This is a genomic window from Dysgonomonas sp. UBA7710, from assembly GCF_002482385.1.
Taxonomy (GTDB): domain Bacteria; phylum Bacteroidota; class Bacteroidia; order Bacteroidales; family Dysgonomonadaceae; genus Dysgonomonas.
Window position 1 is genome coordinate 22289 of record NZ_DLFW01000041.1, and the last position, 23138, is coordinate 45426.

Annotated in this window: 17 protein-coding genes and 2 riboswitches; of the genes, 5 read left to right on the plus strand and 12 right to left on the minus strand. The window is 37.8% G+C overall.

The features are described from left to right. Positions 1–20 precede the first annotated feature (20 nt). Genes B3317_RS12670 through B3317_RS12685 form a run of 4 tightly spaced genes read left to right on the plus strand, consistent with a single transcriptional unit; the run spans position 21 to position 4573 of the window. Positions 21–1586, plus strand: coding sequence for an ankyrin repeat domain-containing protein (locus tag B3317_RS12670; protein ID WP_291112127.1), 1566 nt, complete (start codon positions 21–23; stop codon positions 1584–1586). Between the two features lie 4 nt (positions 1587–1590). Then, positions 1591–2076, plus strand: a complete 486-nt coding sequence (locus B3317_RS12675; protein ID WP_291112130.1) for a DUF2271 domain-containing protein — start codon at positions 1591–1593, stop codon at positions 2074–2076. A gap of 7 nt (positions 2077–2083) precedes the next feature. Then, complete coding sequence (locus tag B3317_RS12680) at positions 2084–3538, plus strand: PepSY-associated TM helix domain-containing protein (RefSeq protein ID WP_291112132.1); 1455 nt, start codon at positions 2084–2086, stop codon at positions 3536–3538. After that, a complete protein-coding gene (locus B3317_RS12685) occupies positions 3539–4573 on the plus strand; it encodes an FAD:protein FMN transferase (RefSeq protein WP_291112135.1) in 1035 nt (344 codons plus the stop codon). A 431-nt stretch (positions 4574–5004) separates the two neighbouring features. Here B3317_RS12685 and B3317_RS12690 read toward each other — a convergent pair whose 3' ends face one another. The 12 genes from B3317_RS12690 to B3317_RS12745 form a co-directional block, all read right to left on the minus strand. Then, entirely contained in the window at positions 5005–6282 is a 1278-nt protein-coding gene (locus B3317_RS12690; RefSeq protein ID WP_291112137.1) for a DUF5074 domain-containing protein, read from the minus strand. Between the two features lie 102 nt (positions 6283–6384). After that, complete coding sequence (locus B3317_RS12695; protein WP_291112140.1) at positions 6385–7677, minus strand: hypothetical protein; 1293 nt, start codon at positions 7675–7677, stop codon at positions 6385–6387. Positions 7678–7828: 151 nt separating this feature from the next. Next, positions 7829–9373, minus strand: a complete 1545-nt coding sequence (locus B3317_RS12700) for a PKD-like domain-containing protein (protein ID WP_291112143.1) — start codon at positions 9371–9373, stop codon at positions 7829–7831. Positions 9374–9461: 88 nt separating this feature from the next. After that, positions 9462–10685 (minus strand): cell surface protein, encoded by a 1224-nt coding sequence (locus B3317_RS12705; protein WP_291112146.1) that lies wholly within the window; start codon positions 10683–10685, stop codon positions 9462–9464. After that, the gene (locus B3317_RS12710; protein WP_291112149.1) at positions 10685–11854 is read right to left on the minus strand and encodes a YncE family protein; all 1170 of its coding nucleotides are present in this window, start codon (positions 11852–11854) and stop codon (positions 10685–10687) included. Before B3317_RS12710 ends, B3317_RS12705 begins: the two co-directional genes overlap by 1 nt. A gap of 4 nt (positions 11855–11858) precedes the next feature. Then, entirely contained in the window at positions 11859–13958 is a 2100-nt protein-coding gene (locus B3317_RS12715; protein WP_291112152.1) for a TonB-dependent receptor plug domain-containing protein, read from the minus strand. A gap of 153 nt (positions 13959–14111) precedes the next feature. Next, positions 14112–14316, minus strand: a riboswitch (cobalamin riboswitch). A 142-nt stretch (positions 14317–14458) separates the two neighbouring features. Continuing rightward, positions 14459–15463, minus strand: a complete 1005-nt coding sequence (gene nrdF / locus B3317_RS12720; RefSeq protein ID WP_291112153.1) for a class 1b ribonucleoside-diphosphate reductase subunit beta — start codon at positions 15461–15463, stop codon at positions 14459–14461. A gap of 18 nt (positions 15464–15481) precedes the next feature. Continuing rightward, entirely contained in the window at positions 15482–17572 is a 2091-nt protein-coding gene (nrdE, locus tag B3317_RS12725) for a class 1b ribonucleoside-diphosphate reductase subunit alpha (protein WP_291112155.1), read from the minus strand. Further along, positions 17538–17930, minus strand: a complete 393-nt coding sequence (gene nrdI, locus B3317_RS12730) for a class Ib ribonucleoside-diphosphate reductase assembly flavoprotein NrdI (RefSeq protein WP_291112157.1) — start codon at positions 17928–17930, stop codon at positions 17538–17540. Before nrdI ends, nrdE begins: the two co-directional genes overlap by 35 nt. 2 nt (positions 17931–17932) lie before the next feature. After that, on the minus strand, positions 17933–18172 hold the full coding sequence (locus tag B3317_RS12735) for a thioredoxin family protein (RefSeq protein WP_291112159.1): 240 nt from the start codon (positions 18170–18172) through the stop codon (positions 17933–17935). Positions 18173–18288: 116 nt separating this feature from the next. Further along, positions 18289–18489: riboswitch (cobalamin riboswitch) on the minus strand. A 418-nt stretch (positions 18490–18907) separates the two neighbouring features. Then, positions 18908–19681 carry a class I SAM-dependent methyltransferase gene (locus tag B3317_RS12740; RefSeq protein ID WP_291112160.1) on the minus strand — a complete coding sequence of 258 codons (774 nt, stop codon included), beginning with the start codon at positions 19679–19681 and terminating at the stop codon, positions 18908–18910. A gap of 4 nt (positions 19682–19685) precedes the next feature. Next, positions 19686–20012, minus strand: a complete 327-nt coding sequence (locus tag B3317_RS12745; RefSeq protein WP_291112390.1) for a cupin domain-containing protein — start codon at positions 20010–20012, stop codon at positions 19686–19688. Between the two features lie 529 nt (positions 20013–20541). On the opposite strand from B3317_RS12745, the gene B3317_RS12750 reads away from it, so the two are divergent. Next, positions 20542–22863 carry a cation:proton antiporter gene (locus B3317_RS12750; protein WP_291112162.1) on the plus strand — a complete coding sequence of 774 codons (2322 nt, stop codon included), beginning with the start codon at positions 20542–20544 and terminating at the stop codon, positions 22861–22863. Positions 22864–23138 lie beyond the last annotated feature (275 nt).

Below are 23138 nucleotides of genomic sequence, written 5' to 3' on the forward strand. Positions count from 1 at the left end.
TCATAAAACAATATTCAAAAATGAAGAAATTTATATTTTCCATCATGCTTTGTGCTACATTAATATCCAATGCACAAGAAAAAAGTCTTCTTACCGACCAGAACTTCTGGAAATCGAATCCTACCCTTACCGAAGTAAAGGCAGAAGTCTCTAAAGGTTTTGATTTCGAAAACGTTGAAGGATCAAATGATCCGGTATTTCAGGCAATCAATAATAATGCAAGCCTTGATGTTATAAAATATCTGATAGACCAACCGGGCGTTAATCTTTCACGAACCATTCACGAAGGTAGAATATACCTGCACACTTCTGTGAGCAAAGGCCTTCCGGAAATAACAGATTATCTTATAAAAAAAGGCTCAGACATCAATTTCATAGATGCAAACGGACATACTGCCGCTACATTTTCCGGATTTAACGGGACTTTGAAAGTAGATGTTCTTGATGTATTGATAAAAAACGGATTAGACCCGCTTAAAGAATACGAAACCAAAGACAATGCCGATTTATTGCTTTTATCTATAGGGTATGATAAAGATTTTCAAATCACAGATTATTTGTTGAAGAACGGAGCTTCTCTTTCTTCCACAGATAAAAATGGCAATGGTATATTCTTTTATGCATCGAGAATAGGGAATGTAGATATCCTTAAAGAACTCGTTAAAAGAGGAGTAAAATATGACGACACCGCACTTATTGCAGCAGCCCAAGGAACATATCGTTCAGCAAATAAAGCGGATACTTATCAATATCTGGTAGACGGACTGAAGCTAAACCCGAAAGCAACAACTCCGCAAGGACAAACATTATTACATTTGGTAACTAAAAAAAATCAAAATCAGGATGAAGTTATAGCTTATCTCTTATCTAAAGGTGTTGACGCTTCAATAGTAGATAAAGAAGGAAATACAGCATTCATTAATGCAGCCGGAGGAAAAAGTATAGAAGCCGTAAAAGTCCTGTTCCCATTTGTAAAAGACATTAATGCCAAAAACAACGATGATGAAACGGCATTGCTCAATGCTGTAAAAAGCTCTACCGGAGAGGTTGTGGAATTTCTTATCCGGAACGGTGCTGACATATATGCAACTGATAAAGACGGAAATGGAGCAGTATATTTATTGGTAGATTCTTATCGTGCGCCACGGGGAAGAGGTGGTTTCGGAGGCGCTCCACAAGCAGGAAATACTCAAGGCCGGGCACCGCAAGGACAGGCAAATCCCGCAGTGCAACAACAGGATGATTTCGCTATAAAATTGAATGCTTTACAAGCAAAAGGTTTAGATTTTACGAAAACATTTAAAGACGGGAAAACCGTTTTCCATGTTGCCGCCGATAAAGGAGATGTGAATATTCTAAAAAAGCTTGCCGGTGTTAAAGCTGACATAAATGCTCAAGACAAAGATGGAAATACCGCTCTGCACAAAGCAGCCCTTGTTGCAAAAAATGATGAGGCTCTTAAATACCTGGTTTCTTTGGGGGCGGACAAATCTATCAGGACAGAATTCGGTGAAACGGCTTACGATCTTGCAAAAGAAAATGAAATCCTAGCAAAAAATAATGTCTCAATAGAGTTTTTAAAATAAGAATATGAAGATTTTAAAGAATAGTTTATTACTTATTGCAGCTATTGCGTTCTGCTCTCTTCAAGTGAGTGCACAGAGCAGCAAATACAAGCTAATGCTTCAGATGACTAATTACCAAGGTGAAAAAGCATATCTTGTAGTCTCGCTTATCAATGCTAAAGGAGAATATGAAAAAACTTTAAGCGTACTCGGACCAGATAAAAAATGGTATAATAGTTTGGAAGAATGGCATAAGGCTCAGACTAAGAAAGCCGAACAGTTAAGCGCAATTACCGGAGCATCCATTGCAGGAGGAGAACGAAGTATCACAACAATTACCCTTGATGATTCGAAATTCGATAAAGGATATAAAATCCGTATTGAATCTTCTGTTGAAAACCAGAAATATTATATGGAAGATGCCGTGATTCCTTTAACTAAAGGCGGATTCTCTGAAAGAGTAGAAGGTAAGGGATATGTCCGGTATGTAAAACTCAATAAAACCCAATAATTTATTTATGGTTTCATCCGTTTTTCGGATATCGCATCTTATATTGGCGGCTATTTCGTCCATCTTTCTTCTGATAGCAGCAGCTACAGGAGTAATCCTTGCAATAGATGTAGCTACAGAAAAAGCAACGTATCCATATAAGGTTCAAAACTTTGACGATATTACTCTTGCGCAATCCCTTTCGGTGTTGCGCAAGGTTTATCCTGAAATTACCGGAATCAGTAGTGACAAAAACCAATTCGTAACGTTGGAAGGCTTCGATGAAGAAGGTAATAGCATGAAAGCCATCATTGACCCCAACAATGGGGAAATATTAGGAGAGCCTTTTCAGAAGAGTGAATTTATCAATCAGGTTACGACGCTGCATCGTTCACTTTTTCTCCATGATGCGGGGCGTTTTATGGTCGGTATTGTTTCATTCTTATTTCTGTTGATTACTGTTTCAGGGATCATTCTTATCATCAAAAGACAAAAAGGTATCCGCCATTTTTTCTCAAAGATTAATAAAGATTATCTTCCTCAATATTTGCATGTAGTTCTTGGACGCTTGTTACTGATTCCGGTTCTATTGATCTCACTTACCGGAAGCTATCTGTTTATGAAACGCTTCAAGCTCATTCCCGAACAGAAGAACATTGAAACATCTTATCAGATTCAAGCCCCGGAAGAAAAGAAAGATATTGAGGAATTTCCGGTATTTAAAAATATACTGTTAAGCAATATCGAAAGAATAGAATTTCCTTTTGATACTAATGACTCTCAAGATGTTTTTATACTCAGGCTTAAAGACAGGGAATTAGAGATCAATCAGTTCTCGGGAGAAATTACGAAGGAGGTTCGTTATCCGTATTCCGTTTTACTGGCAAATCTGAGCTTGGATCTTCATACCGGGCGGGCAAATATCTGGTTGGCTTTGATATTAGGTATCACCTCATTCGGTATTATAATATTTATATATACGGGATTTAAAATAACATTCAGACGAGTTTTTACTAAAAGCAGCAATAAATATAAAGTAAGCGAAGCCGAATATATCCTTTTGGTCGGTTCGGAGAATGGGACAACTATGACCTTTGCCAATAAAATACAAAAGCAGTTAATCGCTAACAAAAAGAAAGTATTTGTAGCTTATCTTAACCAATATCAGGAGTTTCCGAAAGCAAAGCATCTTTTGATCTTCACGTCTACCTATGGTCAGGGAGATACTCCTGCAAATGCACAGAAGTTCGAATTTCTTTTAAATAAATACCCGCAAAAGCAAAATATTCAGTTTTCAGTCGTTGGGTTTGGCTCTAAAAAATATAAAAAATTTTGCGGTTTTGCGGAAAAAGTCGATACACTCTTGGGATCACAACCACAGTTTTTTCGTTTTGTTGATATTTTTATGATAAATAATCGCTCTGTTGAAGAATTCGGGAAATGGGAGAAAAGTTGGAGTGAAAAAACCGGAATTACTATATAAATGAAATCTTCCTTAAATAAAATTTTCAGTTTTGTAAGTTTCCTTCTTTTGGCAGCAAATATGCTTTGCGCTCAAATCCAGATGCACAAAGATACGTTATTGATGGGAAGCCGTTTCGACATTACCATTGTAGATAAAGACTCTGCTTCTGCAGAAAAAAACATCGAAAAAGTAATTTCCGAAATTTCAAGAATTGAAAATCTTATTTCTGAATGGCGGCCGGATACACAAATTTCCGAAGTCAATAGGAACGCAGGAATCCGTCCTGTAAAAGTAGATAAAGAGGTCTTTGAACTTACTAAAAGAGCTCTTTATTTTTCTAAAATGACTGACGGTGCTTTTGACATCAGTATTGCAGCAATGGACAGAATCTGGAAGTTTGACGGCTCTATGGAAGAAATGCCTTCAGTAGAAGCCATCAAAAAATCCATAGAAAAAGTCGGTTATCAGAATATTGAACTGGATAGTATTCATTCTACTATTTTTCTTAAACTTCCGGGTATGAAAATTGGTTTCGGTGCCACAGGAAAAGGATATGCCGCAGAAAAAGGTAAACAGTTGATGTTATCTCTTGGTATTAATTCGGGAATTGTAAATGCATCGGGAGACATGGCGGTATGGGGAACCCAATCGGATGGTAAACCATGGAAAATAGGGATTGCAAGTCCGTTTAAATCGGGAGAAATACTCAAAGTTTTATCCTCAAAAGATAGTACATCGGTTGTAACTTCGGGTGATTATCAAAGATTTGTGGAATTTGACGGAAAGTATTACTCCCATATCATCAACCCCAAAACAGGATTCCCCGCAAATGGCCTCAGGAGTGTTACCGTCATTGGTCCCAATGCCGAAACAGCCAATGGAATCAGTACCTCTATTATGGTTTTGGGAAAAGAAAAAGGTTTGAAGTTTATCAAAAAGTTTCCGGATTACTCGTGTCTTCTCATCACTGATAAAGACAACGTGATATGTACCGATATTCAGAATATCTTAAAACATAAAAACAGACATAAAAAGACAAAAACTTCTAAATAATACATTTAGAGGTCTTTTTAATTCCTTTCCTATGACAAATAGAAAGTGACACAATCAAATAAATCTAAAAATGCATCTTTGATTTTATTTTCAGTTAAGGTAGATCTTTTATTCTCTCCCACGGACATAACTCACCATTGAAATTAATTATTTTAATGCCAGATAAAAAGGACTGCCGGATTGTCTCTAGCAGTCCTTTTCAACCTATATACATTGACACTTGATACTCCATCTGTAATTTGAGGGAGTAATTTTGTCCGGATAAATGAAATAAGAAAGTTTCGCAACGGCCTTATTTCTTTGCTATGTCAATTAGCTTGATAAGATTAGTAAATTACTAATCTTTTAAAGTCTAAAAGCTGTAGGACTTAAATTATTTATTCAGTTTCCATGTATTATTTAAATGTTTTACAGCTTATAATTTCCTGATTTTACATATCAAATTCACGGGTAAAATAAATTCCGGCAGTAAAACGGGTATCAATCTGACTTGTACCTGTAGCACTCGCTTTATATTCCTGTATAGATGAAGGGTTGCCTCCTCTTAAACGGCCTACTCCGTTTACTGTAGCATAAACACCCCAATTACCAACATATCCGAAATAGACATCACCTGTTCTTTGGTCTACAGCTAAGTCTCCATAAATAATCTGGGCGTTCGGATCAATTCCGCCAGGCACTGTGTAAAGGGTACTTAGTGTACCTGCTGTAGTTGATGTTATTGCATACTTAAATATTTGTGTCGGGTTCCAGCCATTACTTCTAAAGTAAATGACATCCTGTGTTCCTCCAGCATAGCAACTCAATCCGACAGATGGAATAAGCAAACCTGAGTTGAAAGACGAGTTGATTGTATATGATGCATCTATAGTAGTTCCTGATATTTTATATAAAATAGCCTGACTGTTTGAAACGATGCTCAATGCATATATATACTGATCGGCATTGCTATTACGCCGTACAGCGACCAATCCCGCAACTTTTCCCGAAACGCTTATGCTTGACACCGCATTTGTAGAGGTATTGATTCTGTATACAGTACCTTGCTCCGAACCTACATATAAATATTTCACGCCATTGTTTTTCACCATTGCCATACGTATGCGTGAAGGTTTTGTTATTCCACTTATAGAAGTTGGTGTTGTGGACGTAGTAGTTTCGTTAGCGATAACGACACCACTATTGGTCCTTATATAAATAGAATTTCCATTTACAGCCAGATGGGTAGGTGTTGCCCCACTTCCAGACCAGCTGGTTGGGAAATAATTACCCGGATTAAAACTGTCTATCTTCGTTAACTCATTATTTAGTCTCAAAATATGTGTGGTTTCTCCCGGCTTGAATGAATCACCATTCTGAGAAACAATATACATTTTATTATTGGCTATAAATAAATCCTGAGATACATTACCCATAGCACCTGAGGCAGGGCTTCCATAGACCCAGTTCTGAGATGGATAAGTAGAAGAGGAGCCAGAAGCGTCAATATAAGAAAGCGTTCCGTTCTCAGTTGTCATATTGCCTTCCGACAGCACAAAAACACCATTTGTATTTGCCAGATAGTCATATCCGGCAACAGCACTTTTTAAATTACCTGTATTTACTCCATTTTCACCTGGCAGAGAGAATTCTTCATCTTGCTGACAACCTGTAAACAAAATCACAGACAGTGTAAATAACCAACCGATTTTTCTAAATAAATGTTTCATAATGTAATTTTTTTAATGTTATATATAAGCTGTAAAACACTTTTCTTATATCTCCGGCTTTATACATCGAAATATCAACCTGCTCTATTAAATCTTTTGACCTCATTTAATATCTGTTTTCTCTTCAAGGCGTCGTATGCATCGTATATTAAACCCTTTTCCCCTATTGTCTAAAATAACAACAGGATACTCTCCCATTATTCGTGACATGTAGCTTCTTTCATCCCAACTGAGATGAAAGGCGGTGGCAGTCCAAAGTGATGCCGAACGCTCATGCTTCCATAATTCTCCATCTACAATACATCCCGTCTCAGGGAAGAACCCAAGTGCAGGAGATTCACAATCCAGACTATTTTGGGGATTAGTACGTACAAATTGATTCTCCGGTTCTATTACGTACCAAGGGGAAAATTCAACCCGCCATCCGGGAGCCTCTTCTTGCTCCTTTGACATCGCTGGAATCCTCCAACCCTCCGGACAGGGGTCGTAGATGGATTTCTTATTGCTTATAGAACCCCATAAGTCGTGGTTATGTATACCTTCATTATAACTATACCATTCTCCTCCGCTACGCCCTCTTTGATTGATATATTCATCTGGAAACTCGATGGAATAGGCCAAATTATTTTCACGGTATTCAGCCGGAAGGTCGAATAGCGTTTCCGGGAAATAATTGGGTGGAGCAAACCCCGGCATCGGGTCCTTTTTCCCCCATTGATAATACATGCCATGAGTTTCTTTACCTTTGGTTTTGTCGGCACTGTTGGCTCCCAGATTGCGATCCATAAAGATATTGTCTCCGGTATTGTTTTTATACCGGTATAGCTTACCTCCGTCTACTATATTAGGGCCCGTTTTAAGGTTGTTGGATTGCAAATCTTTATCCGGATTGTAATCCGTAACCCAGAGATGCCAGCTCCAGCGTATTTCGCCATCTACTGTGAGAGCAATTACTGCATTCCCCTTTGATCCCGGTTTTGATTTTACATTGATTGCCGCTCTATTTATGTCTTCGTAACCGGTAATCTCCAGATATTCGCTGTCAATCAAGTCATTTGGTATAGCCCATATTAAAATTGTACCCAGGTCACCATTTGGAGAAAATTTTTTCCCGAAAAGTGTTTGGTTTTGCTCCCATACGGCAAAAGCCTTTGCAACGGGTATGGAAGTAGTTTCTCCCGGTTTTATCATTATACAGTTAGCCGTGGCTAGTGCTGCCTCAGGGTCTGAAACGACACGGATATAATCACTATTATTGTTATCATTATCATCTTTTCCTTCCTGACTCTCTTTTATCTCCAGATCTTCACGCAAAGAATCGTCCCGGCAGGAAACTGTCAAGAGCAGGACGCTTATAGAAAGCAGGAATAATAGCTGTCGTAAGAATCGGTTCATTGGCTTTATATTATAAGAAGATATCCATTTTTCATAGATGAATATATACCGAAGGATGTTTAAAAAGACAGGTACTCCACGATTGAGCATCTGTTTATACTCTCATCTTATGATTTTATTTTCAATAAAGAAAAAGAACTATTCAATAATCTTATCTGACCGACTGAGCTTCTGATGTTGTAATCTCCACAGTTTGTAAATGTAAGTCTTCGATCGACGTCACTTGGTAACGGTATTCTCCCATCATCGGCCTCATACCCTGAATAGCATTAACAACCTTTATAAAATCGACACCCGGCAAATGTACCTTGTTTCCCTTTGCATCTATAGCCCAGTCAATGTCAATAGCCGCCTGTTTACTGCCGTTCGGTTGGTTAGCAGCATAACCCCAGGCAAACGGTAAGGCCGGTTTAAAATCGTTGTCTTCGTCTATATTCGGCTTCAATTGTCTACCGGTAAGAGTATATGTTGGCCCGGTAATCCAGAAAGGAACCTCAACTTCAGCCATTAAGCTACCCCAAAAGTATGAATCGGTCACATATCCGGTTTTACCATCCTGTGTAGTCCAGGCATAGCCATCTTCAGTCTTCGTAGTTTGATAAGTATAAGACTGTATTCCAAGGTCATTCACACCTCCATATTCACTTCCTTCGATCTCATACCATTCATCATCATCCGGCATCCCGTTTTTGTTTGCATCATATGCCACCCAGATAACAGAAGGAGAAATGTTGCTACCTCCATACTTAGTGGTAAAGTCACAAAATCCCGCTTTGTTCATAATAGTATGGTCGAAACCCACAACCATATATCCGCCAAACGCACCCATATACACATTACCGCTACCAGTCTTAATCTGTTCATAAACAGCTGTGAGGGCTTTTTCCTTAGTATCACCAAGTACCTTGATTGTTTGTCCGGGAGCAGGAACAAAATCAAAGACCCTATTAGGAAAAGCAACAAAGGCTTTTTCCGGTTCAATTACTGTAATCACAGTGCTCACTTCCAGCGTTTTATCATTTGGTAAAGTAGCTTTTAAACTCAGCTTATATTCACCTGCGGCAAGTGTAATGAAGTCATAATTTACTTCTGTCGAAATTACAGTCTTTTCGCCACCAAATTCCTGAGTCCATTCGAATGTTGCACCGTCCAAATCTATCACTTCCGGACGCAATTCTAATACCTTACTTATTGATACATCAAATCCGGAAGCCAGCCCCAGAAATGTATTCTCAGCCGGAATAGCCTTGTCCAAGATATACAAGGTACTGTTTCCTACGGTTATATGTGTTCCTATAGGTGTATTATTCAGAGAAACAATCCCTTCGGCAGTTTTCACAATAAGTTCAGTTCCGTTTAGGCTTTTTACTTTTCCTGCTTCTGTAAGAGCTGAAGGGGTATAAGCTTTTTCCAAAATATGCCTTTTTAAGATATCAGCAGTTATGCCTCCTTCTTCTGCATTATTCTTTATAGCAAGGACCGTGAAATTTGTAGCCGCAGAGGAAGATAGGTCTATAGACCGGAAAGCTTCTGTGAATTGTGATAATTCCGGATCAGACTCTAAAGCCGCTAAAATTAATTTCTGTTGGTTTTCAGCAGGTGTAGGTTCTTCTTTATCAGAATCGGAACAAGCCCCCAGACCGACAATCAGCAGGGATACTATTAATGTTTTTAAAATCAGGTTTATTCTTTTCATAGCTTTTTAAAATAAATTATTTAGTGATTACAATCTTCCAACATTTCTTTTTCCTAGCCTCGTTTTATTCGAGGAGGATATGATGACGTCAATATTTCCTCCCTACGTGTAAGCTTTTTGCGCCATATATTTCGGTAGAGGTTTCTCCAAGCCAACCGCAATATTGATTGACTCCTGTATACACCCTGATAAAATCGACTCCGGGAAGCCTCACTTTATTCCCTTTCTTGTCCACAGCCCAATCAATATCGAACGAACACAGCTTGTTTCCATTCTTATCTTCTGCCGAATTAGGATGATTATCCACATAACCCCAATCATAGGCTTGCTGAATGTATTGAGTCGATGATCCACCTTCTATTACATAATAGTTATCAGCTAGTTTAGTCCCTTTAAACGTAATTGTTTTGTTTTCTACCCATAAAGGCCAGTAGCTTTGGTCGTGATAGATATTTTTGCTTACATAGCCATAATCTTTTTGGCTACTTTCCCATCTGATATATGTTGTATCATTTAGATATACATATTCATTGTCCGGTGTTGGAATTTTATCCGGATCGGGTTTGAAGTAAGCGATTTCATACTCCTTGATTGTTTCTTTCTTATAATACTCACTGCCTGCCAGTTCGTACCAATCATCGTCGGGAATCCCATTCATATTGGCATCGAACGAAACCATAACGATTCCCGGCTCGTTACTTCCTCCTTTAGCCTCTCCCGAAGAATAAAATGAATTGCCGTAAACTTCAAAATCCCGCTGCCCTTTTATGTTCATTACGGTATGATCGAATCCAAAAGTTATGTAACCTCCATAAGCGCCAAGACTGACTCCTATCGTACTTACAGCAGAGAGGTTTTCCTCTGCTTTCCTGCGCATTGTTTCTTCTGTATCGCCAGGTTCATACTCAGGCATTTTATTCACAAATTGTCCGGGAGCAGGGACGTATTCATACACTTTAGTAATTCCTTGCCTGTATTCTACTTGTTCCTCAATGACTACAAATGTTATTTCCTCCCTCATATAATTTAGAGGATCAATGATTTCGAACCGCATTTTATATGTGCCCGGTTTTTCTTTCAAAAAAATGTAATCTTTCTCTGTTGAAACCAATGAATCTCTTCCATCGGGCAATACTTCTACCCATTTGTAGCCCTGGCCGGTAAATGCCGGAATAAGCTTTTCTTTTTGCATCCGGGGAAGAATATACATATCCTGAATTCCCAGACTCATGGTCGGATCTTCTGTCTGACAAGCTGAAAACATAATTGTGAAAAACACAATTGCTGTATACCGTATTTTGTATCTTTTCATTATTCGGATTCTTCTGTTACGTTATAAAATGCCATATGAGCCGGTATATCTCCCGTCCGCACACTCCATCTTTTTTTCCCATCGGGGCTATAACAGTGCAAAACCCCGCTGGATACATAGTTTTTAGCATCGGTTACAAATATCTCACTGGTTACCGGATGAATAGCTATACCATATGGAACTGTGATTTCATTCTCGGTACCATCGGTAATAAAGTTGCTGCTAACCAGTTCCTTTTTATTTACATCAATGATACCATATGTTACAGTATTCTTCTGTGTTTCGAAATTGAATTCAACACTGTACACATATAGTGAATCTCCTTTAAGAGCCATATTTGTACATGGGATGTTCATTGTTTTCTCCACCTCGTAAGACCATGGACTCTTGTCCGTTTTTTTCAGTACATACAGGTTAGAACCTATCGACTTATAGTCGCCACGGGAAGACACCCATATTTTACCATTCTTATCGATTTTCAACCGGTGCAGATTTATTGCGACTGGTATCTGTGCTACTTGCTTATATCGATTGATATCTATTATGGATATGGTATTGTCATAGTTAGGTGCGCGGTATCCACCTGAATTAGCGACAAATATCAATCCGTCGCGGATTTCCAGTTCTTCCGGCTGGAAACCGACTACCGCTTTTGAAACAATCCGGTTTGTCCGTAAGTCGATGCGATAAACAGCACCCTGAGGCGCAGCCGGATCTATCAGTACCGGAGCCACATATGATGTTACATAAGCGTAATTTCCATAAAAGCGAATATATCTGCAATTGGGAATTTCAAATTGCATAATTCTTACTCCTGTAGCAGCATCCATGACTTCTACTTTATGAGAGCAGTTTATCACAGCATATAAGCGTCCGCGATATACCTGGATATCGTTGCCTACATCGCCTAATTCCTTAACGACTGTAGGGTTTTTCTCCGGATAGATATTCCGGTTATAGATTCCCGTTCTGAAATCTACAACATCTATACTGGCTTTGTTGCTTCCCATATTACCTTCATTGAGCAGGTACATACGCGCCGGATTTGCTTCCATATTTTCCGGAATCGGCAACAAGTCATACTCTGTTGGGAGTACCAACTCATCTTCCCTGCAACCGGAAAGAGGCAATAGCAGAATAAAGCATATTATGTAAACAAAGTGTCTCATCTTCCTATAATTCTATACTCACCGATAAACGGTAATTCCTTAGAGGCATCGGATAATTCAGTATTACATCATAATTCTGATTCATGACATTATTTACCTCACACGAAACTTTCATCAGATTTTTTTTCAACATGAATACTCTGGCCAGTGATAAATCATGCGTGTACCATGGTTGGGTATAATTATATCTGATATTTTCCTGTTGATTATACCTTTCACCCACATAAATGAAACTGTAATTGAAAGACCAGCCACGCCAATCTGCTCCGGCAATAAACGAACCGCTATGCCAGGGAATATATGGGATCTGATCTCCGTAATAAGTATCAGCCGGATTGGTAAAGTCCTGTGCTTTCTGGTAGGTATATTGTAGCTTTGAATTTATCTGTACCTGCTCTATTTGAAAACTATTGATTGCAGAGACATCTATCCCTTTAATTTCAACCTTTCCCAGATTTAGCATTGTCCAGCGAAACTGTTGCCCTTTAGGATAAGCTATTATCTTATCTGTTATCTCATTATAATAAGCATCTACCTGGATGTTGAGACGACGGTAAATCCCGCGATTAAATTCTTTTGTATAATTTATCCCAAGATTATACTGGGTTGCATATTCCGGTTTCAGATTGGCATTGCCCATATCTGTATAGTAGAGGTCGTTAAATGTAGGCATACGGAATATCTTTTTGTAAAATGCCTGAAGCCAAAGAGATTCGTTTCTTAGTATTTTATATGCAGCAAACACAGCAGGGGTAGCCTCGTTCTTATCCGGTGCTTTAGAATATCGTTCTACTGATTCGTGAACAAATGTACCCAGAATACTGGCTTGAATCTTGAATCGGTCACTATTATATGATGTAGCCAAAGAGCCCCAATGAGTATAGCGTGTCGGGAATGGAAAATCTTTAAGGTCTGCATCAAGTATATTCCACTGGAAGTCATAAGATGCCGAGATATCCAAGTTTTTCATCAGGTTATAGACGTTTGCGGATGAAAAATAAATCTCTTTTTGTTTATATATATTATCAATAGTAACCAGCCTATAGTCATTATTTACATAATGGGTCTTGTCTACTGCATATTTAGCATTAATACGGGTTCTGTAACGTTTTGTCACATCCATTTCCAAAGAACCTTGCAGGAAAGAATTTACATCCCAAAGCCGTTCACCGTTGCGCCATACATTGTTTACGATTGCCCCGGGAACGCCTCTCTCCGAGTTATAATTATAAGCATGTATTTTCCATTTCCCGTTTTGCTTCCGTAATTTCCCGTCAAGACTAGCCTCTAAACGTGTAGCATTTATATCTCCGTTCTTGCGAACAGCTGTTGTGTCATATGCAACTTCACCCAAGGGGTTCAGACGCCGGTAACGAAACTTATATTTGCCTGAAGCGTTGGTCCATTCTCCATTAAATGATACACTGAGATCTTCATTGATTTTTTGTTCCATCAATATAGCCGGATTGAGTAATCCAAATGATCCGGCACGGAGAGACGCTCGGAAATTACTTGTTTTGCCCTCTTCGAACCTTGGAGTGCGGGTTTGCAGATATATTGTACCGGCGGAACCAAAATCCCGTGCCGATTGGAATACATTACTCTTCTGTCCATTATATAGCGAAATCTCTTCTATATTCTCAAGTGAGAACTTGCCCAAATCTACTTGTCCGTTTTGCGCATTACCCAGCTGTATCCCATTATAAAATACGCCCATATGGTTTGTCCCCATACTGCGGATGTTTATGGTTTTCAACCCGCCTACACCACCATAATCTTTCAGCTGGACTCCTGAAAAATAGCGTATTGCATCTGCAACCGAAAGAGCATTGAGCCGTTCAATATCCTTAATAGTCATTACCTGGGCAGGAATAACCTCTTTGTTTATTATCTTTCCTACAACAATGATATCCTTTAACTGATATACAGAATCTGTAATGCTTTTTCCCCGGGTTATAAGAGAATCAGTTTTATTGATTACAATATTTTTAGGTTTTAATTCCTGTGCCTGAATGGAGCAAGAGAAAATGATGCATACCCCCACCATGAAGGATATAAAAACTGATTGTCCGGAGTTTCTCAAAGTACGAGTACAATAATACATCTTTTAGCTGATTGAAAAATTATCCAATAGCTCACAGAAAATAAAACAATTGAAGATTAATTGATAAAAAATCTAAATGTCCGAAACACCAGGCAAATTTTCAAAACTGATTGATTTCTCATCGGCGTCTTCAGCTCCACTTCCCGAAAGCTTTAAAACTAATCAATCTTGGCAGGTTTTCTGACTTGCTCCATCTTTGAATCGTCCTTCCCATTCTTATTCGAACAGTGGATTTAAGTATTGTTCAAAGATTTCTGGCGGAGCTTACAGCAGCGGGTACTGTTCAGGATTTACACCTGATTCCCTTTTTCATTTTTCCGTGGATCGGAAGCATGACACCAAAATCCAGACAAAGGTATTAATCTTTTTTAATAAAAGATCAAGTTTCCAATAAGTTATTTAAGAATATTTTAATCTGATATATATTATTGTTCAGCATCCATCCGATGATGGGTGCTGAACATGGTACATAACAACAATGAAGTAAAACGTTCTTCATACTATACTTCAAATCTTAATTCTTCATCCATATCAAAATCATCATCATGTAAATGTACGACTTCCAATGTCTTTTCATAATTAGTCGATTTCTTGGAAAAGAAATCATGTTGGGTAGTCTCTACGTTCAAACCATTGAGGACAATCGGATTAACTTCGCCGACTTCATAGCGCGGTTCGAACCCTAAGTTCATCAGCGCTTTATTTCCATTATAACGAATATACTCTTTTACATCACCTGTAAGTCCAACGTCCCCATAAACATGATCTGTATATTTTAACTCATTCTCGTAGAGTTTATCCATCAATTCGAATAGATTCTCTTTTACCTTGCTTTTCTGTTTCTCACTGAAAGTTGCAAAGAACTCCTGAGCCAACAATCCAACAAAAACTCCGTGTATCGATTCATCAGCTACGATTTTCTTAATTATATCGCAACTGGCGACCATCTGACCTTGCCCGGCTAACCACAATGGAAGGAAGAAACCGCTGTAAAACAGGAATGTTTCGAGCATTACGGATGAGGCCAGAGCCATATAAATCTCTTCAGTGGTTACATTTGTTTTATCTAATTTCCGGTAATTAGCATCGATTGTTTTCGCTTTAAATTGTAATTGTTCATTATTGGATGCCCAATCGAATATTGCGTCTATCTCGGCCGTAGTGGCTACCGTTGTGAAAATGGTAGAATATGATTTTGCATGTATAGCCTCCATCATACACATATAAGATAATACCGACTTGTTTTGCAGCCCTTCTATATGATCTATTACTTTTGGCATACCTGTATGACTTTGCAGCGTATCCAATAGGGTCAATCCCCCCAATGCCTTCTTATAAGCCTCACGCATTTCGGGGGAAAGAGATTTCCACGAATCGATGTCTTTTGAAGGGATATACTCGGTATCTATCCAGAACTGTTTGAGATTTTGTTCCCAAAACATTTCAACATAATCATTATCGGGAGTATTCCAGTTTACCGCCCTGAATTTCTTTATTTCGCTCATTTTCTTTTCTTTTTTAGTTTATACAGAACATGAAACACACTCGTCTATTGTCGCTTTTCGTGTGCGTGTATAATACAATGATTTTAAACCGATCTTATGTGCATAGATGTAATATTTCGCCAGATCACGGGTGGTATCACTGCTTTTGGTATGTAAAATAGTGGATATGCCTTGATCTACATGCCGCTGGATAACTGCGATTAATTTCATCACCTTTTTCTGATCCATATCATATGCCGACTTATAGAAGAAGAAATTGTCATTCGTCAAATATGGCATTGGGTAGAATGTGGTACTGTCTCCATATTCACGTACCTCTATTGTATCCACAATAGGCATAACGGATGCTGTCGAAGTCATGATATATGATGTAGACTGATTAGGCGCTATTGCCAGACGATAGGCATGATATACGCCATGTTGCATCACCTGCTCTTTCAATGTTTGCCAATCCTCTATATCCGGGATATGTATGCCTTCAAACAAAGACTTTACCTTTTCTGTCTTTGGATGGTATTCGGTATTTATATATTTATCAAAATATGTTCCTTTAGCATATTCTGATTTGTTGCAATCTTTAAATGTGATACCTCTATCACGCGCGATTTCCATTGAACGTTCCAGAGAATAGTAATTCATCATCATAAAAAATACATTACAGAAATCGAGGGCTTCTATGCTTTCATATGCAATAAAGTTTTTTGCGAAGAAGCCATGAAGATTCATCGCACCTAATCCAACACTATGTAGTTCTTCGTTGGCTTTCTTGATAGAAGGTACTACGTCAATATTTGAAATATCTGTAACGACAGTCAAAGCATCGATGGCAACAGCCACAGCTTCTTTCACCCGCTTATTTTCCATAACGGTAGCAATATTCAACGATCCCAGGTTGCAGGAAATACCGCGACGGATATTATCTTCCTCATAATAATCGTTTATCTCGGAAACTTCGGATAATTGCATAATCTCGGTACAAAGGTTGCTGAATTTAACTTCGCCTATATCTTTAAGGGCATGTTCTCTATTGGCATTATCTTTAAAGAACAGGTACGGATAACCACTTTCTTTCTGAGTCTGAGCAATCTTTACAAGTAAAACACGGGCGCTTAACCGTTTCTTTCTCACTTTAGGATTATCTACCAGCTGCTGATACATTTCATCCATGTCCATATCATCCAGATATTGTCCGTAGTTTCTGAATACTGAATGTGGATAGAAAACATAGAATGGTTCATCTTTTTCCGCCAGCTCCATAAATTTGTCCGGAATAATCACTCCTATCGAAAGAGACTTGATACGGACTTTTTCATCTACATTTATTTTTTTACAATCCAGAAACTCTTCTATATCGGAATGGAATATATTCAGGTAAGCTGCACCCGCTCCCGGCCTTTGCCCCAACTGATTGGCATAAGAAAAAACATCTTCCAGTAATTTCATGATTGGTAGTACTCCGCTGGCTCTTCCCTCAACTCCTTTTATAGCTTCCGAGCGTCCACGTAGTTTAGAGAGATTAAGAGAAACGCCTCCCCCGATAGAAGATAACTTCATTGACGAGTTGATTGCATAACCTATAGAATTGAGGCTGTCGCCTATTTCGTCAAGGAAGCAAGATACCAATTCTCCCGATCTGCGTTTTCCTCCGTTCAGAAATGTCGGTGTAGCCGGCTGATACTCCTGATTAACTAATAATTCAGCGTATTTTATAGCCTGATTCACATCTCCCTGTGCTAGGTAGAGTGCTATGCAGGCAACACGGTCTTCGTACCTTTCAAGAAATTTTTCGCCGCTATCGTCTCTTAATGCATAGTTCTGGAAGAACTTGAAAGCACTCATGAACGAAGGAAAACGGAACTTACGCTCATAGATGAGGGCATAAACCCTCATTATATCTTCAAAAGAATACTGCTCATAGAGGTTTTCATAGTAATTGTTCTCTATCAGGTAGTCGATTTTCTCTTTTAGCGTATAGAAAAAGACTGTGTTTTTGTTGACGTAATCCAGAAAGTAGGAGCGAACCGCTTCCTTATCTTTTTCAAGTTGGAAATCGTCATCTTTTTTAATCATTACCTCATTGTTGAGGAGTATCCATTTTTTTATTTGCATATTCTTTTACTTTTTGAATAAAATTGTTTACATCCCGAGCCAAACCGGATAATTCAAACCTGACAAAAACAGGTATGTTATATTTTTCTGAAACTCTATCAGCAGCACGGGCGAAGTTGTCGCCCCAATTCATATTTCCACTGGAGGAGACAGATAGAACAAACTCACGATTCTCTTTGATAAATGCAGATGTTGAGTCAGGAATAGAGCCTATCCTGGTGGTATATGTCACAAGATGTCCAAAATCAGAGACTGACGTAGTGGAAGTAATCTTTATACACGTCCAATTTGTAATTGCACTTACTTTGGCAATAAAACGTTCCACATTACCTGTTTTGCTGTCATAATAGATAACCATTTCTATAAGGAATCTATCATCGACTTCAATTCATTCGGCTGATATCCGATAACACGCATCAGCACCTCTTCATTCTCGATCAAAAGAGTTGTTGGTACAGAGCGGATTTTATATTTCATTGCAGCTTCCGGATTGTTAAATGGATTTACCGCATCGAATGGTATACTGTTAGTCTTAAAATATTCAGAAACCATTATGCAAGGATTACAATCTTCCTTTTCAAATTTTATTATTTTCTTCATACTATTGCTTGGGTAATAATTAATAATGGCAGCATTAAAAAAATACTACATTTTACTTCTACTATTTTTTAAAATTATCTTTTTTAGCAAACTTTTCTTTAAACCCGAAAGAAAAATTTATCATTTTTGTTTTGGCAGGTCTTCTGACTTACTCTTTTGTTCTACGGCCTTCCCTTTAATCAAAAGTGGCAATGAGTATTGTAAAACAAACATCAAAGAGTTTACAGCAGCGGGTCTGCTCAGGACTTACACCTGATTCCCTTTTCATTACATCCTCGAGGCAGCGAGTCTGTAACACCAAAACCGGATATAAAGATGAAACAATTTTTCGGAATAAAAGTTTTCAAAATCATATTTTATCATCTATGATCCATCAGTAATATTTATATAAATAGATATTTTTATAAAAAAATAATTACAAATATTTTCCAAAAAGAAAAACAGATCTTAAAAAAATAAGAAATCCCTTTTTATTATGGAAATACATTTGAGGTAAATGCAGGCATCCAGAATATTTTTAATTCGTATCAGGTAGATTTAGACAAGGGCGGAATAGAAATATCCAGTTACATTTATAGGCCGTCCATACCCCGATACTATTTTATCGGAGGTAAATTAAGTTTTTTGTTGAACTATAAAAAGAGACGGCCACTTTTACAATAATCGTAAAAGTAGCCGTTTCATATAATCACACCTATAAGAAAATCCTTAGTTTTAGTTTATGGCAGTATTAGCTCAGATTTTTTCGGCAATTATAGCGACAGCACTTAAATTTGCTTCATATTTACGAAATATGCTCCGCATTTTGCGTATTCTTCTCGCCGCGGCGGGATGAGTAAAAATATTAAAGAAAATCCGTATTGCCCTGAAGAAACCCTCGTCATCAAAGATCCGTTTTGGCTCGACCAAATGCATTGGGCTAAAATAGATATCCTTCACATTGAAACCCTCAGCTGATAATATATCTTTCCAGGCATCTACAGATAGTGGCCTGGCATTTGTTTTGATTGCATCAGCCATATCCTGATATATAGCGTTGATATTATCTCTACTAAGATCTCCCACCAGAGCTATTTCATGTATCCCATACAGCCCCCCGGGCTTTAATATGCGATATGCTTCTTTGACTATTTCCGATTTTTGCTTTTCCGACTGCATTGTTAGCATAGCTTCACCATAAACTTTGCTTGCAACGGCATCTGCCAGTCCGGTTTCTTTTGCATTAGCGTTAATAATACGGTAATCCGGACTATATATTACTTTTTGTAAATAAGAAAAAGCTTCTTTATTTAATTCAACAGCTATATAAGTTTTCGGTTTCTTCTTGAGTGTAATAGATGCAGTAAATCCCAGTCCGGGAGCAAATTCAACAACGTCATCCAAAGAGTCGATATTCAGGCTATCTATTAATTTCAAAGTCAACTCTTTTCCTCCGGGACGCAAGACACGCTTGCCCATTTTGGCCAGAAGCCAGTGTCCCTGGGCTTTATCTTCATTAAGCTTTTTCATATCCTTATCCTCTTATCATAGTTAATAACATTTTGAAAGACTCGATAGCCTGCAATGCATGAGAGATATTTGCGGGCATGATAATCCATTCTCCGGCTTTCACCAGATTAGGAACGCCTCCTATAAAAATCCGGGCCTCTCCTTCGAGCACTTGGACTATTGCATCGAAAGGGGCGGTATGTTCGCTCAAACCCTGTCCTTTATCGAAAGAGAACAAGGTAACATTTCCCGAAGGATTTTTTAAAACCTGCTTGCTGATAATCCCTCCTGACGAATATTCAACCATACATGTAAGGTTGAGCACTTCTCCTTTATTAAATAATTCCTGCATATTAGTATTTTTAGATTGGACGATGAACGGATAAACTATCTCTTCTACAGAAAGATTAATCATTTCCTTATTTATTATGTTTTGTAAAGATATCCAAAGGGCCAGAGTATATCAATACCTAATTATTAGGGTTTTATAATGGGATTCTAATTACTTATAGCTATATGTATACAGCTGTATTTCAGCTATATAATAAAATAAATTAAAAAAAATGCAACAAATGTTACAGTATGGGATTTTTATCTTTTATTCACACATCCGATATTTGATGCAGAGGATGATTTAATTATGGTTAATAAATTAAAACTGACATGTAATTATCAAAGAAGGTAACTTAAAGCAATACTCAAAAGAATAAAATGCTTTTTTTGATATGAATAAACCTCTCCTTAACCAATATAATTTTTGTATTACTTTTATTTTTATATTTTTGCCTTATAGATTCTATTTATTTACTAATTGTTTATCACAAGGACACAAGTTTTGTTGTTGTGATATCCAATACGTATTACTATAATTAACAGTAATTATGACACACCTACCTTCCATTATTACAGATCTGGCGTTTCTAATCGGAGTAGCGGCTATTGTTTCTATTATCTTTAAAAAACTGAAACAACCAGTCGTTCTGGGTTATATCGTTGCAGGTTTTTTAGCTGGTCCATATACAAACTTTTTCCCGACTATAGGAGATGGCGAAAATATAAATGTATGGGGAGAAATCGGAGTAATATTCCTACTATTTGCCATGGGTTTAGAATTCAGTTTTAAAAAGCTTATAAGCAATGGTAAAACAGGTTTTATCACTCTTTTATTTATCATCTTAGGACTCGGTGTCTCCGGTTATTTCTTAGGATATTCGTTAGGATGGGGAAAGTGGAATAGTATTATTTTAGGATGTATGCTATGTCTATCTTCGACAACAATAATTGTTAAAGCGTTTGATGATCCCCAATATAAAGGCAAAGGTTTTACTGAAGTCGTTTTCGGAATATTGATATTCGATGACCTGTTTGCTATTTTACTGATGGTCTTTATGGGTACACTGGCCTTAAATAATCATTTCGAAGGAACAGAAATATTCATGAGTATAGGTAAAATGCTTTTCTTTATTGTTGTATGGGTCGTTTGCGGTATCTTCCTTATCCCTACCCTTCTGAAAAAACTAAAGGATATTCTGAATGATGAAACATTATTGTTAGTAGCCATCGCGTTATGTATGGGTATGGTCGTTTTTGCCACGGAGGTTGGGCTATCGGCCGAACTCGGGGCGTTTATAATGGGAGCGGTATTAGCCGAAACATCAGCTCTTGAAAAAATTGAAAAAGTAACTAAACCCATCAAGGATTTTTTTGGAGCCATCTTTTTTGTTTCGGTTGGAATGCTGATGAACCCCCAGATTATTACTGAACATTATGTAAGCATACTACTTATCACATTGCTTGTTCTTTTTGGGAAAGTAATATTTACTGCTATCGGAGCAAGGTTGTCCGGAGAATCGATGCTTATTTCTGTGCAATCCGGTTTCAGTATGGCGCAGGTTGGGGAGTTCTCTTTCATCGTGGCAGGTACTGCGATAAGCTATCAGTTGGCGGACAATTTTATTTATCCCATTATTATTGCCGTTTCTATACTAACTACCTTTACCACACCTTATCTGATGAAAGTCAGTAATGGAGCCTATAATCTGATGATGCAAAAAATTCCGGAATCATGGCGCGAAAGTATACTCGAAACTGATAAAAAATTATCAACACCCACTCCTACAACGACATGGGCCGCATTCTTCAAAAACTATATCTTCAATATAATCGTTTTTGTGTCTTTATGTATTGCAGTAATTGCATTGTCGATAAATTTTTTAAGTCCAATAATACAAGAATACATAAAGGGTATAGAAGGCAACATCATTACTTTGGTAATTACATCTTTGATTATGGCCCCTCTATTAAAAGGCTTAGTCTACAGAGGGGGCGAACAGCCCTACTTGATCCTTAAACTCTGGCAGATTAGTGTAGGCAACAGATTAATCCTATCGGGATTTATTATGATCCGGTATCTTATTGCTTTCGGTTTGGTATATTTCTTATTCTGGAAACTTCTTGTTATACCATTTTGGGTATCTGCTTTGGTAGCGATAATAATAATCCTTATTGTATTCCGGTCGAGGCGTCTTTTGGATATCTACTGGAAAATGGAATACCGGTTTGTACTTAATTTTAATCAGCGTATAATTCATGAACGAAGGAGAAAGTCGAATGAAAAAGGTATGTCACTGGCTTTTACATCTGATAATGAAAGTTGGATTGAAAAAAATCTTTATGTTGGAAAATTTAAGCTGAACAAGGGTTCGGGCTATGAGGACACCGCCCTCAAGGATACTGACTTCAGGAAAAGATATGATCTCCTGATAATTGCCGTATTCCGTAACGAGAAGGAATTGTATTTCCCTAACGGCTCCTTTACATTATTGCCTGACGATATTATTACTGTAGCCGGAAATATACTCCAGATAGATAAGTTGACAAATGAAAAAAACAATATAGAATTGGACCGTACTACTCTAAAGACTATACATCAATATGCGAAAAAACAGGACGAGGATTCTGATTCTAAAATAAAATGTCTGTCTCTCGTTATTGACCAAAGTTCGGGATTATATGGAAAAAGCTTACTACAATCGGAAATTGGAAAGAGAGGGTCTTGTTGTGTTGTAGGGATAGAACGTAATAGCGGCTATTGGATTAATCCTCCGGCTTCTGAGATTTTCAAAGGCGGGGATATTGTATGGCTTGTCGGTAATAAGGAGAGCATATTTAAACTGGTGAACGAAAACTTATATTTCGAATGAATCCATACATATAGAATATCAGGTAAATAACGATAAGAATATTTCCAGCTGAATAATGAATTGCACAAGGCATTTATATCAATAAAATATGGAAGGGATGCAGTACGGGAAATATTTAGTGAGCAAGAAATAAGTTATAAGAAAATAAACAAGGGGAAAGATTGTAAATCCTTCTCCCTGCTTATTCTGCTTATTATAATAGGTACCTCCCTGTTGAAAAATCAGGAGAACAAATAAAAATACTCTACTAAAGAATTAACCTTTTCGCTCTCCTA

Excerpts from the sequence above, each read along its gene's own strand:
- B3317_RS12670 (WP_291112127.1), top strand. The coding sequence starts at position 21 with ATGAAGAAATTTATATTTTCCATCATGCTTTGTGCTACATTAATATCC.
- B3317_RS12675 (WP_291112130.1), top strand. The coding sequence starts at position 1,591 with ATGAAGATTTTAAAGAATAGTTTATTACTTATTGCAGCTATTGCGTTC.
- B3317_RS12680 (WP_291112132.1), top strand. The coding sequence starts at position 2,084 with ATGGTTTCATCCGTTTTTCGGATATCGCATCTTATATTGGCGGCTATT.
- B3317_RS12685 (WP_291112135.1), top strand. The coding sequence starts at position 3,539 with ATGAAATCTTCCTTAAATAAAATTTTCAGTTTTGTAAGTTTCCTTCTT.
- B3317_RS12690 (WP_291112137.1), bottom strand. The coding sequence starts at position 6,282 with ATGAAACATTTATTTAGAAAAATCGGTTGGTTATTTACACTGTCTGTG.
- B3317_RS12695 (WP_291112140.1), bottom strand. The coding sequence starts at position 7,677 with ATGAACCGATTCTTACGACAGCTATTATTCCTGCTTTCTATAAGCGTC.
- B3317_RS12700 (WP_291112143.1), bottom strand. The coding sequence starts at position 9,373 with ATGAAAAGAATAAACCTGATTTTAAAAACATTAATAGTATCCCTGCTG.
- B3317_RS12705 (WP_291112146.1), bottom strand. The coding sequence starts at position 10,685 with ATGAAAAGATACAAAATACGGTATACAGCAATTGTGTTTTTCACAATT.
- B3317_RS12710 (WP_291112149.1), bottom strand. The coding sequence starts at position 11,854 with ATGAGACACTTTGTTTACATAATATGCTTTATTCTGCTATTGCCTCTT.
- B3317_RS12715 (WP_291112152.1), bottom strand. The coding sequence starts at position 13,958 with ATGTATTATTGTACTCGTACTTTGAGAAACTCCGGACAATCAGTTTTT.
- nrdF (WP_291112153.1), bottom strand. The coding sequence starts at position 15,463 with ATGAGCGAAATAAAGAAATTCAGGGCGGTAAACTGGAATACTCCCGAT.
- nrdE (WP_291112155.1), bottom strand. The coding sequence starts at position 17,572 with ATGCAAATAAAAAAATGGATACTCCTCAACAATGAGGTAATGATTAAA.
- nrdI (WP_291112157.1), bottom strand. The coding sequence starts at position 17,930 with ATGGTTATCTATTATGACAGCAAAACAGGTAATGTGGAACGTTTTATT.
- B3317_RS12735 (WP_291112159.1), bottom strand. The coding sequence starts at position 18,172 with ATGAAGAAAATAATAAAATTTGAAAAGGAAGATTGTAATCCTTGCATA.
- B3317_RS12740 (WP_291112160.1), bottom strand. The coding sequence starts at position 19,681 with ATGAAAAAGCTTAATGAAGATAAAGCCCAGGGACACTGGCTTCTGGCC.
- B3317_RS12745 (WP_291112390.1), bottom strand. The coding sequence starts at position 20,012 with ATGCAGGAATTATTTAATAAAGGAGAAGTGCTCAACCTTACATGTATG.
- B3317_RS12750 (WP_291112162.1), top strand. The coding sequence starts at position 20,542 with ATGACACACCTACCTTCCATTATTACAGATCTGGCGTTTCTAATCGGA.